This window comes from Breoghania corrubedonensis (assembly GCF_003053845.1).
Lineage (GTDB): Bacteria > Pseudomonadota > Alphaproteobacteria > Rhizobiales > Stappiaceae > Breoghania > Breoghania corrubedonensis.
This window is the reverse complement of record NZ_QAYG01000006.1, coordinates 34,693-49,970: the sequence shown is the minus strand read 5'-3', so window position 1 is coordinate 49,970 and position 15,278 is coordinate 34,693. Positions and strand designations below refer to the sequence as shown.

Annotated in this window: 16 protein-coding genes and 1 other RNA gene; 9 read left to right on the top strand and 8 right to left on the bottom strand. The window is 64.9% G+C overall.

What is annotated here, in order from left to right; translation table 11 throughout:
* Positions 1 to 45: 45 nt before the first annotated feature.
* The 8 genes from C8N35_RS15495 to C8N35_RS15460 all read right to left on the bottom strand — a co-directional run bounded on the left by C8N35_RS15495 (position 46) and on the right by C8N35_RS15460 (position 4,591).
* Complete coding sequence (locus tag C8N35_RS15495; protein WP_107990628.1) at positions 46 to 864, bottom strand: TIGR00282 family metallophosphoesterase; 819 nt, start codon at positions 862 to 864, stop codon at positions 46 to 48.
* Between the two features lie 28 nt (positions 865 to 892).
* Entirely contained in the window at positions 893 to 1,471 is a 579-nt protein-coding gene (locus C8N35_RS15490; RefSeq protein WP_107990627.1) for a 5-formyltetrahydrofolate cyclo-ligase, read from the bottom strand.
* A gap of 246 nt (positions 1,472 to 1,717) precedes the next feature.
* The gene (locus C8N35_RS15485) at positions 1,718 to 2,221 is read right to left on the bottom strand and encodes a hypothetical protein (protein ID WP_107990626.1); all 504 of its coding nucleotides are present in this window, start codon (positions 2,219 to 2,221) and stop codon (positions 1,718 to 1,720) included.
* A gap of 150 nt (positions 2,222 to 2,371) precedes the next feature.
* Positions 2,372 to 2,528: non-coding RNA, 6S RNA (gene ssrS, locus C8N35_RS15480), on the bottom strand.
* 146 nt (positions 2,529 to 2,674) lie between these two features.
* Positions 2,675 to 3,085: a VOC family protein gene (locus C8N35_RS15475; RefSeq protein WP_245926813.1), complete on the bottom strand. Its 411-nt coding sequence runs from the start codon at positions 3,083 to 3,085 to the stop codon at positions 2,675 to 2,677.
* A 73-nt stretch (positions 3,086 to 3,158) separates the two neighbouring features.
* Positions 3,159 to 3,845 carry a helix-turn-helix transcriptional regulator gene (locus C8N35_RS15470; RefSeq protein ID WP_107990624.1) on the bottom strand — a complete coding sequence of 229 codons (687 nt, stop codon included), beginning with the start codon at positions 3,843 to 3,845 and terminating at the stop codon, positions 3,159 to 3,161.
* A gap of 83 nt (positions 3,846 to 3,928) precedes the next feature.
* Positions 3,929 to 4,306 carry a cell division protein ZapA gene (locus C8N35_RS15465; RefSeq protein WP_107990623.1) on the bottom strand — a complete coding sequence of 126 codons (378 nt, stop codon included), beginning with the start codon at positions 4,304 to 4,306 and terminating at the stop codon, positions 3,929 to 3,931.
* A 3-nt stretch (positions 4,307 to 4,309) separates the two neighbouring features.
* Complete coding sequence (locus C8N35_RS15460; RefSeq protein ID WP_107990622.1) at positions 4,310 to 4,591, bottom strand: DUF4164 domain-containing protein; 282 nt, start codon at positions 4,589 to 4,591, stop codon at positions 4,310 to 4,312.
* Between the two features lie 581 nt (positions 4,592 to 5,172).
* Here C8N35_RS15460 and tkt point away from each other — a divergent pair.
* The 9 genes from tkt to C8N35_RS15415 all read left to right on the top strand — a co-directional run bounded on the left by tkt (position 5,173) and on the right by C8N35_RS15415 (position 15,200).
* On the top strand, positions 5,173 to 7,182 hold the full coding sequence (gene tkt / locus C8N35_RS15455; RefSeq protein ID WP_107990621.1) for a transketolase: 2,010 nt from the start codon (positions 5,173 to 5,175) through the stop codon (positions 7,180 to 7,182).
* Positions 7,183 to 7,263: 81 nt separating this feature from the next.
* Positions 7,264 to 8,274, top strand: coding sequence for a type I glyceraldehyde-3-phosphate dehydrogenase (gene gap / locus C8N35_RS15450; RefSeq protein ID WP_107990821.1), 1,011 nt, complete (start codon positions 7,264 to 7,266; stop codon positions 8,272 to 8,274).
* 123 nt (positions 8,275 to 8,397) lie between these two features.
* Entirely contained in the window at positions 8,398 to 8,991 is a 594-nt protein-coding gene (locus C8N35_RS15445) for a GNAT family N-acetyltransferase (RefSeq protein WP_107990620.1), read from the top strand.
* A 41-nt stretch (positions 8,992 to 9,032) separates the two neighbouring features.
* Positions 9,033 to 10,229 (top strand): phosphoglycerate kinase, encoded by a 1,197-nt coding sequence (locus tag C8N35_RS15440; protein WP_107990619.1) that lies wholly within the window; start codon positions 9,033 to 9,035, stop codon positions 10,227 to 10,229.
* 49 nt (positions 10,230 to 10,278) lie between these two features.
* A complete protein-coding gene (locus C8N35_RS15435; protein ID WP_107990618.1) occupies positions 10,279 to 11,304 on the top strand; it encodes a class I fructose-bisphosphate aldolase in 1,026 nt (341 codons plus the stop codon).
* Between the two features lie 381 nt (positions 11,305 to 11,685).
* Entirely contained in the window at positions 11,686 to 12,345 is a 660-nt protein-coding gene (locus C8N35_RS15430) for a thiamine phosphate synthase (protein ID WP_210203550.1), read from the top strand.
* A complete protein-coding gene (locus C8N35_RS15425; RefSeq protein WP_107990616.1) occupies positions 12,342 to 13,604 on the top strand; it encodes a tetratricopeptide repeat protein in 1,263 nt (420 codons plus the stop codon). The genes C8N35_RS15430 and C8N35_RS15425 overlap by 4 nt, the downstream gene beginning before the upstream one ends.
* A 125-nt stretch (positions 13,605 to 13,729) precedes the next feature.
* Positions 13,730 to 14,293: an elongation factor P gene (gene efp, locus C8N35_RS15420; RefSeq protein WP_107990615.1), complete on the top strand. Its 564-nt coding sequence runs from the start codon at positions 13,730 to 13,732 to the stop codon at positions 14,291 to 14,293.
* 106 nt (positions 14,294 to 14,399) lie between these two features.
* Positions 14,400 to 15,200 carry an inositol monophosphatase family protein gene (locus C8N35_RS15415; RefSeq protein ID WP_107990614.1) on the top strand — a complete coding sequence of 267 codons (801 nt, stop codon included), beginning with the start codon at positions 14,400 to 14,402 and terminating at the stop codon, positions 15,198 to 15,200.
* The last annotated feature ends 78 nt before the right edge of the window (positions 15,201 to 15,278 follow it).

Genomic DNA, 15,278 nt, shown 5'->3' with positions numbered 1-15,278 from the left:
AGGAAAGTCAACGACAGGCGTCTTGAGCCACCCCTCGGCAACCTGTTACCAGAAATCCGGCAAAGCCTGGCTGAGCTTGCCGCCGATACGGACCGGGGCGACGTTGATGGCGAGCCCCGTGGCGTCGTCGGTTTCCACCGCCACGCCGCACAACGTCGCCTCGCCCAGCGAGGCGGTGAAGCGGGCGGAGGGGATCTTGGTCATGAAGCGGTTGACCGGCTCGTCCTTTTCCATGCCGAGCACGCTGTCATAGTCGCCGCACATGCCCGCATCCGACATGTAGGCCGTTCCGCCCTCGAGAATCTGGTGGTCGGCGGTCGGCACATGGGTGTGGGTGCCCACGACAAGGCTCGCGCGGCCATCGGCGAAATGGCCCATTGCCTGCTTTTCACTGGTGGCTTCGGCGTGCATGTCGATGATGACCGCATCAGCGACCTGACCGAGCGGGCAGGCATCGAGTTCGCGCCCGACGGCGGCGAAGGGATCGTCCAACGCATCCATGTAGACCCGGCCCATCACGTTCATGACGAATACGTTGGCGCCGTTTCGCGCCGTGTAGAGATGGGCGCCACGTCCCGGCGTACCCTTGGGATAGTTGACGGGCCTGAGCAGCCGGTCCTGACGCGTGATGAAGACAAGTGCCTCGCGCTGGTCCCAGGAATGGTTGCCGAGCGTCACCACATCGGCGCCCGCGTCGATCACGTCCTGGCAGATCTCCTCGGTGATACCGAAACCGCCGGCGGCATTCTCGCCGTTGACCGTGACGAAATCGAGTTGCCAGCGCTCCACCAGCCCCGGCAATCGGTCAATCACCACGTTGCGGCCACTGCGCCCGACAAGGTCACCCAGGAACAAGAGCCTCATGCGGCATCCTCGTATTTTGTGTTGTAGGTCAGGCCCGGCAACGGATCAGCTCCGTCTCGGTCACGATCGCATCCAGCGGCCTGTCATGGTCCTCGAAAGGAACCGTTTCGACTTCCTGCACCGCAAAGGCGACACCAATCAAGCGCAATGGACGATTTGCACCGATCGCGGCAATCGCGCGATCGTAATGTCCCTTGCCGTAGCCGATGCGATGACCGGTCCGATCGAAGGCGGCGAGCGGCACCAGCAGAACGTCCGGGACGACCTCGGCAGCCCCGGGACCAGGCGCGACGGTGCCGAAACCAGCGGCGACCAGTTCCGCCCCGCGCAGGAGCTCGCGAAAGATCAGATGCGGCTCGGCCACCACCGGCAGACACAAGCCGTGCCCGCGTTCGCGCAAGCCGGCCATCAGCGGGCGGGGATCGATCTCGTCGCGGATCGGCCAGAAACCGGCAACCATCGCGCCGACGGGAAGGCCGAGCTGTTCCACCCGCTCCGCCACGCAAAGCGAGGCCTCAATGCGAGCGGCCGGCTCCAGCGCACCGCGGCGGGCGAGAGCCGCGGTGCGCAAGCTGTCCTTGGTCGCATTAGGCAAATAATCGCTCATATGGAATCCTGACGAAAAGCCTGTCGCGCCGCACGCACAAGAACGAAAACGGCCAGCTTGCGGCGCCCGAACGCGTCTGTCGCCGTTCGTATCCCTCCTTTCCCGACAAGAAAAGGGGCCAGCGCGCAAAAGGACTAACGAGGAGAGAGGTCGGCACCCGCACGCTTGCGTGTCGCAACGCGCCCGTCCGGCATATTTCCGATTGCCAGCGCCCATCGCAGGCGGGACGCTCTGCCGTGATCCGGCTCAGCGGTCCGCCTGAATGTCGAGTTCGGCATCGCTCACGATATCGAGGAAGTTCGTTTCGCCCGAAGGACGCGAAAGACCGCGCAGGAGCGCCTCCGCCGCACCGCTGACGCTTGCAAGGTTCTCCACGGCGGTTCCCGCCGCCTCGCGGGCCACGGCCGCATAGTCGCGCGCGCCCGCAGCGTCCCCCGCCTCGTGGAGACGCGCCATGGCAAGCGCGAGCGCGGCTTCCGCGACCTTCTGCGATTTCTGGAGATAGGCTGCGGCATCGCACACCGCCGTCGCCGCCGCCCTGCGAATCGCATCGTCCGGATCGCCCGTGATCAGGCCGTCGGCGAGGATCGGCCTTTCGCCGGCAGGCTGGTCCTTTGCGAGATCTCCCGCCTGGCCCCGGTCCTCAAGGCCTGCAGCACCGAAGAATTCAGGCGCCGCGCCCTCGGGCGCTGCATCAGCGTCGGCCGTGTGCGTCGTCGCCTGGTTTGGTGAGAATGTCGGTTCGGGCATGCCGCGTCCTTTCGCTGCCACTTTCAAGCCGGCCAGAAGACGCCGGATGAATTGGGCAAAACGAAGCCGAAAGACGCAATGCCACGGGGCCTTCGCGAGACGACCTCGCGAAAGCACGGGAAAACGGCACAGGGAGGAGAGAAAAGAACTGGCGAAGCCACGGCAGCCGTCGAGAGTTTGATCCCGGGAAACCTACAACGTAGGTGGGCGCCGTTTGTCCGGGCCCACGGGCCCGGTCAGGTACAGCTCCCTTTGGGATCATTAAGGCCCCGGGGATTCAGTCTGCTAACGCGCAGCGCAGCAACGCCGCATCGACATATAGGACGCGATGGGCACGGACGCCAGAGGCTGACGTTACGCATGTCATATTGACGGTGAAAAGCCCGCCGCCTCCGGCATCACGATTCATTTCATGTCTGCCCCCCGGGTTCTCCCGGCTCAGGTCCGTCCTGTTCAGGAGGCCGGCGCCATCGCCGGCGCAAAGACACGAAGCCGGTTTCCGTCTGGATCGAGCAAGACGAAGGTGTAGCCGAAATCCATCCGCGACGGCGCCTGGGCAATCGGCAGGCCGCGCTTGTTCACGTCGCCGAAAATCCGCTCGAGTGTGGCCTCGTCCGCGACGGAGAAACAGCATTCGCCCGCATGCCCACCTCTGGGACCGGCCGGCGGCTGCACCTCATCGCGCTTCCACAGGCCGAACTTCGCGCCGGAATCGAGGATGAAGAGAACAAACGTGGGGCCGTCCTCGACTGGCTCACGCTTGAGCATGCCGGCATAGAAGTCCCGGCTCGCGGAAATGTCATCGACATAGAGAAGGGTGTAGTCGCCTGTGGACATGGTGAGGATCTCCCGTTGGTTGGTCACGGGAAAGACCCTAGACGGCGATACTGCCAATTTCTGTCAGCATTGTTTTCCACAGTCCCGCAGCACACCCGTCTCAGGTGGGAATGCCTTCCTTCTCACGCCACCGCGCCAACATCTCCTGACGGCGACGCGGATAACGCCTCCCGGTTTCGACCATGGACAGGATCCGGTCGGTACGAAAGGCGCGGAAGTCCTGACGTAACGCACACCAGGCCACGGTGACGCGCACGCGATCGAAAAAGCCCAGCATGAAGGGCCATATCACGCGGCGGCTGGAGACGCCCTCGCCGGTGCGATACTCGATTTCCAGCTCCCGCTCGCGCCGGATCGCATCGCGCAGACCGGCCAGATCGATCGGTTCGTCCGGCTGGCTCTCGTTGAGAACGGCGAAGAGAGTGGAGGCGTCCAGGGTCTCGCGCAGATCCGCCGGCAGCACGGCGCCGACCTTCGCAAGCGCGCTGGAGGCGGCCGCGCCGAGACGCGCATCGCCGCGCCTGCCCGCATAGCGCATGCCGAGCACCAGGGCCTCGATCTCGTCTTCGGAAAACATCAGCGGCGGCAGCAGGAAGCCCGGCTTCAACACATAGCCGACGCCCGGCTCCCCTTCGATTTCGGCGCCTTGCGCCTGCAGGCTGACAATGTCGCGATAAAGCGTGCGCAGGCTCACATCCAGCGCGGCGGCAAGTGTCGCGCCGCTCACGGGCCTGCGGTAACCGCGCAAGAGCTGGAGAAGATCAAGCAGACGTTCGGAACGCGACATGCGGGTGTGGTCTCAAGCTCGAAGGCCCTCGGCCGGGGCACTTCTCTAGCGGACCATACTGCCAGAAACAGGCAGTGACCGCCTCAGCCCTGTTCCTCGCGGACGGACTTGTTGAGTTCCTGCGCCAGCGCCTCGATCCGGCCAGCGGCCTCGTCCACGCGGCCCGCGAGCTGAGCTTCGCTTTGCGCATTGTGGTTGAGCACCGCCTCGCGCGATTCGCGTAAACCCGACAGCTCCGATTCGAGGCTCTTGATGCGCCGCTCCGCCTCGCTCAGCAAATCGGTCATCATGACGCCCGCCATGACTGTCAGCCGCTGATCGCCGATCTCGCCGAAGCTGGAACGAAGGGTTCCGATCGTCTCGTCAAAACGGCGGCCAAGACCGAGCAACCGCTCTTCCTCGCCGTCGTCGCAGGCCATGCGATAGGCTCGGCCGTTGATCGTCACATTGACCTGCGCCATGCCTCAGCCTCCGTGGCTTTCCAATACCGTACGAATTGATTCCATTGCCGAAACGAGCCGACGCGAGACTTCCTTGTTGGCTTTTTCCAGCCGGTCCGAACGCGACTCCGCGCCGTCCAGCGTTTCGGCCAGGCGGGCGCGATCCTCGTTCAGCCGCTGCAGCTCGTCCTGCAGCGCGCCCACGGTCTTCTCGCTGGCGATACGCCGGTTGACGGCCGCCTCAAGCTGCCCGATCGACGCCGATAAACGCTGAAAAGCCGCATCGAGTTTGCTGGCCTGGCTCATATTTTTCCCGTGCGAAAACCGCCTGGCACGGAACGCTCCGGCCTCAAACTGGTTCCCCGTTCCCGGTGCCGGTCCCCGTTCGCGGACCTCGATACCGGCCTTGCCTGCCGGACTGCGGTCAAAGACACGGCAGTTCCCCGATCTGATGCGCCGAACCTGACAAAAGCGCCGATGTTTTCCAGAGAACGAAAAGCGGTCGAAACGTCGCCCCTGGCGGCTGCACTGACGGTTGGTCCTTCAGGATCCGGCTTGCGCAGATTAGGCGTTCATTCCTCAGTCCGTCAACAATCGCGGGCGCTTGCACGACGATCTTGCGAAATGACATGTACATAAACCACGGCCAACGCAAGCCATATGCGGCGCTTGCGGCGCGATTTCCCTGCGTAATCCGCATAAGGGTTTGCCCAAGCGCTTGCATTGACTCAACAAAGGTTCCTGCTATTTGTCGTGCCGCCTCGCAGGGCCGGGGTGCCGGCGTCTGCTTTTCAAGCGATATGCTTTTCGAGCAACGCCTTCACTTTTAAACCAGAACCTCGGACGATCGCGGCAACCGCTCCGGCCGCTCGGGCCACAGGTATCAGATGACCGATCTCGACAAACACAACCGGATGGCCAACGCGGTCCGCTTCCTCTCCATCGATGCCGTGCAGAAGGCCAATTCCGGCCATCCCGGCCTGCCGATGGGCGCGGCCGACATCGCCACCGTCCTCTTCACGCGTTTCCTGCGCTTCGATCCCACCGAGCCCAAGTGGGCCGACCGCGACCGCTTCGTGCTGTCGGCCGGTCACGGCTCGATGCTGCTCTATTCGCTGCTGCATCTGACCGGCTACGAGGACTTCACGCTGGATGAGCTGAAGAACTTCCGTCAGCTCGGCGCCAGGACCGCCGGTCATCCCGAATACGGCCATGGCGGCGGTATCGAGACGACCACCGGTCCGCTCGGCCAGGGCCTCGCCAATGCTGTCGGCATGGCGATGACGGAACGCATGCTCCAGGCCGAGTTCGGCGAAGATCTGGTCAACCACCACACCTACGCACTGGTTGGCGACGGCTGCCTGATGGAAGGCATCTCCCAGGAGGCGATCTCGCTCGCCGGGCACCTGAAGCTCAACAAGCTGATCGTGCTGTGGGACGACAACGGTATCTCCATCGACGGGGCGATCTCGCTGTCCGATTCGACCGACCAGCCCGCCCGCTTCAAGGCCTGCGGCTGGGAGACGGTGAACGTCGACGGCCATAATCCGTCCCAAATCGCCACCGCGATCGAGGCGGCCCGCAAGTCCGACCGGCCGACGCTGATCGCCTGCAAGACCACGATCGGCTACGGCTCGCCCAACAAGGCCGGCAAGAATTCCGCTCACGGCTCGCCGCTCGGCGTCGACGAAATCAAGATCACCCGCGAGGCGCTCGGCTGGACGGATGAACCCTTCGAGATCCCGGCCGATATCCGCGACGCATGGCGCATCGCCGGTCTGCGTGCCGCCCAGGCCAATACCGAGTGGGCCAAGCGCTTCGAGGCCGCGGACGCCGAGACGCGTGCCGAGTTCGAACGCCGCCAGCGTGGCGACCTGCCGTCAGCGCTTACCGACGCGATTCGCACGTTGAAGGCAAAGCATGTCTCCGACATGCCCTCGCTCGCCACCCGCAAGGCGTCCGAAGTGGCTCTCGAGGCGATCAACGCGGCGGTGCCGGAGACGATCGGCGGCTCGGCCGACCTGACCGGCTCCAACAACACCCGCACCAAGGACATGAAGGCGATCACGCCGGACGATTTCTCCGGCCGCTTCGTCCACTGGGGTATCCGCGAACACGGCATGGCCGCCGCGATGAACGGCATGGCGCTGCACGGCGGTGTCATCCCCTATTCCGGCACCTTCATGGTCTTCACCGACTATTGCCGCCCGGCCATCCGGCTTTCGGCGCTTATGGGCATTCGTGTGATCTACGTGATGACGCACGATTCCATCGGCCTTGGCGAAGACGGCCCGACCCACCAGCCGGTGGAGCATCTGGCGGCGCTGCGCGCCATTCCCAACCTTCTCGTGCTGCGTCCGGCGGACGCGACGGAGACGGCGGAATGCTGGCAGATCGCGCTGGAGAACCGGAACGGGCCGAGCGTGCTGGCGCTGACGCGTCAGAATCTCGCCGCCTTCCGCGCCCAGCTTGAGGAAAAGAACCTTTGCGGCAACGGCGCCTACGAGGTCTGTTCCTGCGACGATGAGGCGAAGGTGACGCTGTTCGCCACCGGCTCGGAAGTCGAGATCGCGATGGCCGCCCACGCCCAGCTGACCGAGGACGGCATCCCGGCCCGCGTCGTCTCCGTGCCGTCGTTCGAGCTGTTCAAGAAGCAGTCGGACGACTACCGCGCCTCGATCATCGGCACCGCGCCGGTGAAGATCGCCATTGAGGCCGGCATCGAGATGGGCTGGTCGCGCTTCATCGGCGACGACGGGCTTTTCGTCGGCATGGACAGTTTCGGCGCCAGCGGCCCCTACAAGGAACTCTACGAGCATTTCGGCATTACCGCCGAGGTGGCCGTATCGAAGGCCAAGGCCCGTCTCGAGGCCCTGGAAACGACCACGGAGGAATGAGTTCCGGCGTGTTCGCCGGGGCTTTGGGATCCTGAAACGGATGGACGGCGCCGGATGGCGCGCAGACAGGAGTATGAGGAAATGGCGGTGAAGGTCGCAATCAACGGTTTCGGTCGCATCGGACGTAACGTGCTGCGCGCAATCGTGGAATCGGGTCGCACCGACATCGAGGTGGTTGCGATCAACGATCTCGGCCCGGTGGAGACAAACGCCCACCTGCTGCGCCACGATTCCGTGCACGGCCATTTCCCCGCCAAGGTCGAGGTCTCCGGCGAGACCATCGTCATCGACGGCGGCAAGCCGATCAAGGTGACGGCGATCCGCGACCCGAAGGAACTGCCCTGGGGCGAACTCGGCATCGACATCGCCATGGAATGCACCGGCATCTTCACCGCCAAGGAGAAGGCGTCGATGCATCTTGAGGCTGGTGCCAAGCGCGTCCTCGTCTCCGCCCCGGCTGCGGGCGCCGACAAGACCATCGTCTTCGGCGTCAACACCGATGCGCTGACGAAGGACGACCTTGTCGTCTCCAACGCCTCGTGCACCACCAACTGCCTGGCGCCCGTCGCCTACGTCCTCAACGAAGCGGTTGGCATCGAGACGGGCTTCATGACGACGATCCATTCCTACACCGGCGACCAGCCGACGCTGGACACGATGCACAAGGATCTCTACCGCGCCCGCGCAGCCGCCATGTCGATGATCCCGACCACGACCGGTGCCGCCAAGGCCGTCGGCCTGGTGCTGCCGGAGCTCAACGGCAAGCTGGACGGCGTCTCCATCCGCGTCCCGACGCCGAACGTCTCCGTCATCGACTTCAAGTTCATCGCCAAGCGCGAGACGACGGTCGAGGAGATCAACGACGCGATCCGCAAGGCCGCCGACGGCAAGCTCAAGGGCATCCTCGGCTTCACGGACGAGAAGCTGGTGTCCATGGACTTCAACCATGACCCGCACTCCTCGACGTTCCACATGGACCAGACCAAGGTGATGGACGGCACCTTCGTGCGCGTCATGTCCTGGTACGACAACGAGTGGGGCTTCTCCAACCGCATGGCCGACACCGCCGTGGCGATGGCCAAGCACATCTGATCGAACGAAGGGCGCGGACGACAACGGCCGCGCCCTTTTTCTATCCAATCGTCTCCCTCCGGCCGTTTGGGAGAAACGTCGTGTGCTTCCTGTCGAGACCCGCGGGTGCGGAGCGCCAGAACGATGATCCCTCTTCTGCCCCCCTTGCGCATCGCCATGGCCTCGGATGCGGCAAGGCTTGCCGATCTTGTCAATTTCGCCGGCGATGGCCTGCCGCTCCACCTTTGGGCGGAAATGGCGCAGGACGGTCAAGACCCGTGGGAGGTCGGCCGGGCCCGGCAGGCGGAAAAGGCGCAGGACGGTCAGATTGTCGTCCTCGACGAGGGCGCAGGCGCGATCGCCATGCTCTTGGGGTATGCGATCGGGTCCGAGCCCGTCCCCACGGATGACATGCGGGCACTGTTCGTGCCGCTGCAGGAGCTTGAGAACCTCGCCCCCGACAGCTGGTATGTGAACGTGCTTGCCGCCTGCCCCCGACATCGCGGCAAGGGCCACGGCACCCGCCTTCTGGAAACCGCCCGGGAGATCGCGCGCGCCAAAGACCTTTCGCGCATGTCGATCATCGTCGCGGACGACAACGATGGCGCGCGCAGGCTTTACGAACGCGCCGGTTACCGCGAATGTGCCGCACGCGATGCCGTGCACGAAGGCTGGAAAACGGCCACAAAGCGTTGGATCCTGATGATCAGGGAACTCGACCGGATCGGACGCGCTTGAAAGAGGCTGGCGCAAAACAAAAGATGGAGGCTCGCAGGGTAATGAGTTACCGCTCTCTCGACGACATGGATTTCGCGGACAAGCGCGTTCTGGTGCGCGTCGATCTGAACGTCCCGATGGAGGACGGCAAGGTCACCGACACGACCCGCATCGAACGGGTGTTGCCGACCATCCGCGATATCGCGGCGAAGAACGGCAAGGTCATCCTGCTGGCCCATTTCGGCCGCCCCAAGGGCGAGCGCGTGGCTTCCATGTCGCTGAAGCCCGTCGTGCGGCCGCTTTCCGAACTGCTCGGTCTCCACGTCGATTTCGCTGAGGATTGCGTCGGCCCGGAGGCCAGGGCGGCGGTTGAGAAGATGGTACCGGGCGGCATCCTGCTGCTGGAAAACACCCGCTATCACAAGGGCGAGGAAAAGAACGATCCCGACTTCGCCAAGGCCTTGGCCGAGAACGGCGATGTCTACGTGAACGACGCGTTTTCCGCCGCCCACCGCGCGCATGCCTCCACCGAAGGCCTCGCCCACCTGCTGCCGGCCTGCGCGGGGCGCACCATGCAGGCAGAGCTCGACGCGCTGGGCGCCGCACTCGGCTCCCCCAAGCGGCCCGTGCTGGCGGTCGTCGGCGGGGCGAAGGTTTCCTCCAAGATCGACCTTCTGGAAAATCTCGTCGCCCGGGTCGACATGCTGGTGATCGGTGGCGGCATGGCCAACACCTTCCTGGCCGCTCAAGGCACGGATGTCGGCAAGTCGCTGTGCGAGCATGATCTGGCCGACACCGCGCGCCGCATCATGGACAAGGCCGGCGCGGAAGGCTGCGAGATCGTGCTGCCTGTCGATGCGGTTGTGGCACGTGAATTCAAGGCCAACGCGGCAAGCGAGACTATGGCGCTCGATTCGATTCCCGCCGACGCGATGATCCTAGACGTGGGCGCGAAGTCCATCGAGACCGTGAAGGAGAAGATCGACGCGGCCGCCACGCTGGTGTGGAACGGCCCGCTCGGCGCTTTCGAGATCGAGCCGTTCGATCGTGCCACCGTCGCGGCCGCCCGCCATGCGGCGGCGCGCACGAAGTCCGGCGCGCTGCTGTCGGTCGCCGGCGGCGGCGACACGGTGGCCGCGCTCAATCATGCGGGCGTGGCGCAGGATTTCAGCTATGTCTCCACCGCCGGCGGCGCCTTTCTGGAATGGCTGGAAGGCAAGGTCCTGCCGGGTGTCGCGGCGCTTGAGCGCGAAAACTAGAACGCCCCCTTAATCAAGATCATCAGAACCGGGAGTGGAAGGTCATCACATGAGCGAGAATCTGGAAGATATTGCTGAGGCCATGATGGCACCGGGCCAGGGTATCCTGGCGGCCGACGAGAGCACAGGCACCATCAAGAAGCGCTTTGACCAGATCGGCGTGGAAAACACCGAGGACAATCGCCGCGATTATCGCGAGATGTTGTTTCGCGCCGAGACCGCGATGAACGAATGCATCTCCGGGGTCATCCTGTATGACGAGACCATCCGCCAGAAGGCCAAGGACGGCACGCCGCTCGTCGATCTCATCAAGGCGGCCGGCGCCGTTCCGGGCATCAAGGTCGACCAGGGCGCCAAGCCGCTCGCCGGCTTCGAGGACGAGAAGGTGACCGAGGGTCTCGACGGCCTGCGTGAACGCCTGGCCGAGTATTATGATCTCGGCGCGCGCTTCGCCAAGTGGCGCGGCGTCATCACCATCGGCGAGGCGATGCCATCGTCGAACTGCATCTCCGCCAACGCCCATGCGCTGGCGCGCTACGCGGCGCTGTGCCAGGAGGCCGGTATCGTGCCGATCGTGGAGCCGGAAGTGCTGATGGATGGCGCCTTCTCCAGCCATGATATCGAAACTTGCTACGAGGTCACGGAATGGACGCTCAACACGATCTTCGGTGAGCTCTACCAGGCGGGCATCCTGCTTGAGGGGATGATCCTGAAGCCGAACATGGTGATCGCCGGCCAGAAGTGCCCGGACCAGGCATCGGCCGAAGAGGTCGCGGAAATGACCGTGCGCTGCCTGAAATCGACCGTGCCGGCGGCTGTCGGCGGCATCGCCTTCCTGTCGGGTGGCCAGAGCGACGTGCAGGCGACGCAAAACCTGTCGGCGATGAACGCGATGGGCAACCTGCCCTGGACGCTGACCTTCTCCTACGGCCGCGCCCTGCAGCAGGCGGCGCTCAAGGCCTGGTCGGGCAAGGACGAGAACTGGGCTGCCGCCCAGGCCGCCTTCGAGCACCGCGCGCGGATGAACGGCATGGCGGCGACCGGCACCTGGTCGAAGGATCTGGAAACGGCGTAAGGCGCACGTTTCAGACAGTGACGACATGGATCGACGGGCCATCGCGCCCGTCGATTCTTTTTTTGCAGGCGTGAGAACTTTGGGCGCTTTTGGCGAATATCGCCGGTGTCATCCCCGGCGCAGTACGGCGCGAAGTGCCGCTCCGCAGATTTGGGATGACACTGGAGAGATCGTTCGCAAAGGCCGGTCCGGCCTGAGCAGCCAGCCGGCACGTCAGGAACCTACACTGAGGCGATTGCCAATCCGGCGGCACGCGGCACCCTCTCCGCGCCTCTCGCTGCAACATTTTCTTGACCTCAGACGCCTAGTAATTTGCCGATTGCGCGATTTTGCCGTTATTGGATGCCACATCGCCACCGAACGCCTTCAGGAGTTCCAACAGTGTTCCGTTCCCGCCTGTTTCTCATCACGCCGACAGACTTCGATGCGGAGGCCTTCGCCGCCCCGCTCGGCGAAGCCCTTTCCGGCGGAGACGTGGCCTGCCTGCTGATCACCCTTCCCGAGGGCGATGAGGACGCGGCTCAACTTTTGGCGGAAAAGATCGTGCCGATCGCCCAGGAGGCCGGCGTCGCGGCGCTGATCCTCAACGACACGCGCGTTGCCGGACGCGCGCGCGCCGACGGCGTCCAGATCGACAGCGGGCTTGAGGATCTCAAGCTCGCGCAGGAAACCTTCCAGCCCAACCGCATCGTCGGCGTCGGCCATATCAAGGAACGCCACCACGCGATGGAGCTGGCCGAACTCGACACCGACTATGTCTTCTTCGGCATGCTCGACCTGGAAGAACACGACGAGGCACACCGCAAGACCATCGATTTCGCCGACTGGTGGGCCGAGGTGTTCGAGATCCCGTGTGTGGCGCTCGCCGGACGCGACATCGCCTCCGTGCGCCCGGTGGCCGAGACCAAGGCGGAATTCGTCGCCCTGCGCGCCGGGGTCTGGGACCATCCCAAGGGCCCAAAGGCCGCGGTTGAAGAAGCCAACGCCATCCTCGATACCGTGGCGGCCGAGATCGCGGCCGCCGAGGAGGCCGCCGGATGAGGCAGGCCCGCCGGCATTGCTCACGTCGATATTTTCCCCGGCGCGGTACTGCGCTGGCGCTCACTGCATCGCTCGCCATGACCGCGACGGCCCATGCGGCGGCGCCCGTTCCCCCGGCGGCGCCTGACAATGCATCATCGGGAATGATGGCCGCGCCCGTGCTTTCGCCCGACATGCGGCCGAGACTGCCGGCCCCGCCGCTTATCGGCACCGCGAAACTGCCCGGCAAGGCGGTTCCGCGGCTGAAACTTGCCATCGAGGAACCGCCGCAGGTCGCGACCGGCCCCGTACCGCGCGATCCCGAACGCGACTATGCCTATGGCGCCTTTCAGCGCGGCTACTACCTGACCGCAGTCGCCGTCGCCACGCGCCGCGCGCAGGACGGCGACCATGCCGCCCAGACGTTGCTGGGCGTGCTCTACGAGCGCGGCTACGGCGTCAGCCAGGACGTAAAGATATCCGCGAGCTGGTACGAGATCGCCGCCAAGGCCGGCGACGCGCAGGCCGCATACCGCCTTGGCCTGTTCTATCTGCTGGGCACCGGCGTGAAGGCCGACAAGGCGAAAGCCGGGGAGCTTTTCGAGCAGGCCGACAAGGCCGGCATCGACAGCGCCTCCTACAATCTCGGCATTCTCTACCTGCAAGGCGACGGCCTTCCGCAGGACCGTCAGAAGGGGCTGAAATTCATTCAGAAGGCCGCGGAAAACGGCGATACCGACGCGCAATACGCGCTCGCCGATGCCTATCTGGATCCTGAAGCGCCGGACCGCGACCTGCGCCACGGCGCCTTCTGGATGGGACGGGCGGCGCGCAACGGGTCCGTGGCGGCCGAAGTGCGCTACGGTATCCTGCGTTTCAACGGCGAAGGCGTGGAGCCCAACGAGGCGGAGGCGGCGATGTGGTTTGAACGCGCCGCCCAGTCTGGCAATCCGGTGGCCATGAATCGTCTCGCGCGCCTTTATGCCACCGGGCGCGGCATGGCGGTCGATCCGCTCAAGGCGGCGACCTGGCACCTGATCGCGCGCAAGGCGGGGCTTTCCGACCTCTGGCTTGACGGCTTTCTGGCCTCGCTCGATGCCAAGACACTGGAAGAGGCGCGCCGCGAGGCAGCGAACTGGACACAAGGCCAGGTGCCGGGGGCGGCGAACGTGCCGCGCGTACCGGCCGCAGGTGCCGAGAATGTGCCGGCCGATGAGACGCCCGTACCGCCTGACACCCCGAAAAAGGGTGGCCGGACGGGCGGCCCGGCGGGCGACTAGCCCGACCGCCAGGCCATTTTACCTTGAAAACGACACGGAAATGTGGTGGAGACTGCCGCGCAACGGCATGAGCCGCGCCCGCGGCATTCAGGCCCGGCCTTCCCCTAACGACGCGAACGAGATCCATGAAGATCAACGGCAACGAAATCAAGCCCAGCAACGTCTTGCAGCACCAGGATACCCTGTGGGCCGTGGTCAAGGTCCAGCACGTCAAGCCCGGCAAGGGCGGTGCCTTCGCGCAGGTCGAGATGAAGAACCTCATCGACGGCCGCAAGCTCAACGAGCGCTTCCGCTCGGAAGACAAGGTCGAGCGCGTTCGCCTGGAGCAGAAGGACTTCCAGTTCCTCTATGCCCAGGACGACATGCTGGTGTTCATGGACTCAGACACCTACGAGCAGATCGAGCTGCAGAGCGAATTCGTCGGCGACCGTGCCGCCTTCCTGCAGGACGGCATGACGGTGACGCTCGACATGCACGACGGCAAGCCCATCGGCATCAACCTGCCGCAGTTCGTCACGCTCCAGATCACCGAGGCCGACGCCGTGGTGAAGGGACAGACGCAGTCCTCGTCCTACAAGCCGGCCGTTCTTGAAAACGGCGTGCGCGTTCTCGTTCCCCCGTTTATCACGGCAGGCGAGCGCATCGTGGTCGACACCAGTGAAGTCGCCTACGTGAAGCGCGCCGACTAGACCGCCGTCGAAGCGCCAGACCGCCTTTCGGCAATTCACAACATTCGATCCTCCCGGCCGGCACCACTGCCGGCTGGAAAAGACTGAGCCCCCAAGGAGGGGCAAGATGGCCCGTTCCGCGATTCTCAACGTCATGGTCGCCGCCGCCACCAAGGCCGGCCGCGCCCTCACCCGTGATTTCGGCGAGGTGGAAAACCTCCAGGTCTCCCGAAAGGGCCCCGGCGACTTCGTCACCGCCGCCGACCACCGCGCGGAAAAGATCCTGCGCGAGGAACTTCAGCGTGCGCGGCCCGGCTATTCGCTGCTGATGGAGGAATCGGGCACCATCGAAGGCACCGACGCGCAGCACCGTTTCATCGTCGATCCGCTCGACGGCACGACGAATTTCCTGCACGGCATTCCGATCTTCGGCATTTCGATTGCGCTCGAACGCCAGGGCCAGATCGTCGCCGGCGTGATCTACAATCCGGTGATGGACGAGCTCTACACGGCGGAAAAGGGCAACGGCGCCTTCCTGAACAACCGTCGCCTGCGCGTGGCCGGCCGTGCCACCATGACCGATTGCGTGATCGGCACCGGCATTCCGCATCTGGGCCGCGGCGATCACGGCCGCGCGCTGATGGAGCTGCGCCACGTCATGGGCGAGGTTTCCGGCATCCGCCGCGCAGGCGCCGCCGCCATAGATCTCGCCTGGGTCGCCTCCGGCCGCCTCGACGGTTTCTGGGAGCACGATCTGAAATCCTGGGACATGGCAGCCGGCCTTTTGATGATTCGCGAGGCCGGCGGCTACGTCTCCGATGCGACCGGCGGCGAGAAGATCTTCGAAACGGGGTCGGTCGTGGCGGGCAACGAGTTCATCCATCACGGCCTGCTCGATCTGCTCAAAAAGGCGCGCAAGCCCGCCTGATTTCGCTCCGCCTCGGCCGTTTCCGCAAGGGCCGCGAACCGCACTGGCGGGCGCGGCCGACGGCACAGTACGGCCGTC

What these genes read in the sequence shown, in the direction of transcription:
- C8N35_RS15460 (WP_107990622.1), bottom strand. Translation starts at nt 4,591, where the DNA reads ATGAGCCAGGCCAGCAAACTCGATGCGGCTTTTCAGCGTTTATCGGCG.
- C8N35_RS15465 (WP_107990623.1), bottom strand. Translation starts at nt 4,306, where the DNA reads ATGGCGCAGGTCAATGTGACGATCAACGGCCGAGCCTATCGCATGGCC.
- C8N35_RS15415 (WP_107990614.1), top strand. Translation starts at nt 14,400, where the DNA reads ATGGCCCGTTCCGCGATTCTCAACGTCATGGTCGCCGCCGCCACCAAG.
- C8N35_RS15440 (WP_107990619.1), top strand. Translation starts at nt 9,033, where the DNA reads ATGAGTTACCGCTCTCTCGACGACATGGATTTCGCGGACAAGCGCGTT.
- C8N35_RS15490 (WP_107990627.1), bottom strand. Translation starts at nt 1,471, where the DNA reads ATGAGCGATTATTTGCCTAATGCGACCAAGGACAGCTTGCGCACCGCG.
- gap (WP_107990821.1), top strand. Translation starts at nt 7,264, where the DNA reads ATGGCGGTGAAGGTCGCAATCAACGGTTTCGGTCGCATCGGACGTAAC.
- C8N35_RS15470 (WP_107990624.1), bottom strand. Translation starts at nt 3,845, where the DNA reads ATGTCGCGTTCCGAACGTCTGCTTGATCTTCTCCAGCTCTTGCGCGGT.
- tkt (WP_107990621.1), top strand. Translation starts at nt 5,173, where the DNA reads ATGACCGATCTCGACAAACACAACCGGATGGCCAACGCGGTCCGCTTC.
- C8N35_RS15445 (WP_107990620.1), top strand. Translation starts at nt 8,398, where the DNA reads ATGATCCCTCTTCTGCCCCCCTTGCGCATCGCCATGGCCTCGGATGCG.
- C8N35_RS15435 (WP_107990618.1), top strand. Translation starts at nt 10,279, where the DNA reads ATGAGCGAGAATCTGGAAGATATTGCTGAGGCCATGATGGCACCGGGC.
- C8N35_RS15425 (WP_107990616.1), top strand. Translation starts at nt 12,342, where the DNA reads ATGAGGCAGGCCCGCCGGCATTGCTCACGTCGATATTTTCCCCGGCGC.
- efp (WP_107990615.1), top strand. Translation starts at nt 13,730, where the DNA reads ATGAAGATCAACGGCAACGAAATCAAGCCCAGCAACGTCTTGCAGCAC.
- C8N35_RS15495 (WP_107990628.1), bottom strand. Translation starts at nt 864, where the DNA reads ATGAGGCTCTTGTTCCTGGGTGACCTTGTCGGGCGCAGTGGCCGCAAC.
- C8N35_RS15485 (WP_107990626.1), bottom strand. Translation starts at nt 2,221, where the DNA reads ATGCCCGAACCGACATTCTCACCAAACCAGGCGACGACGCACACGGCC.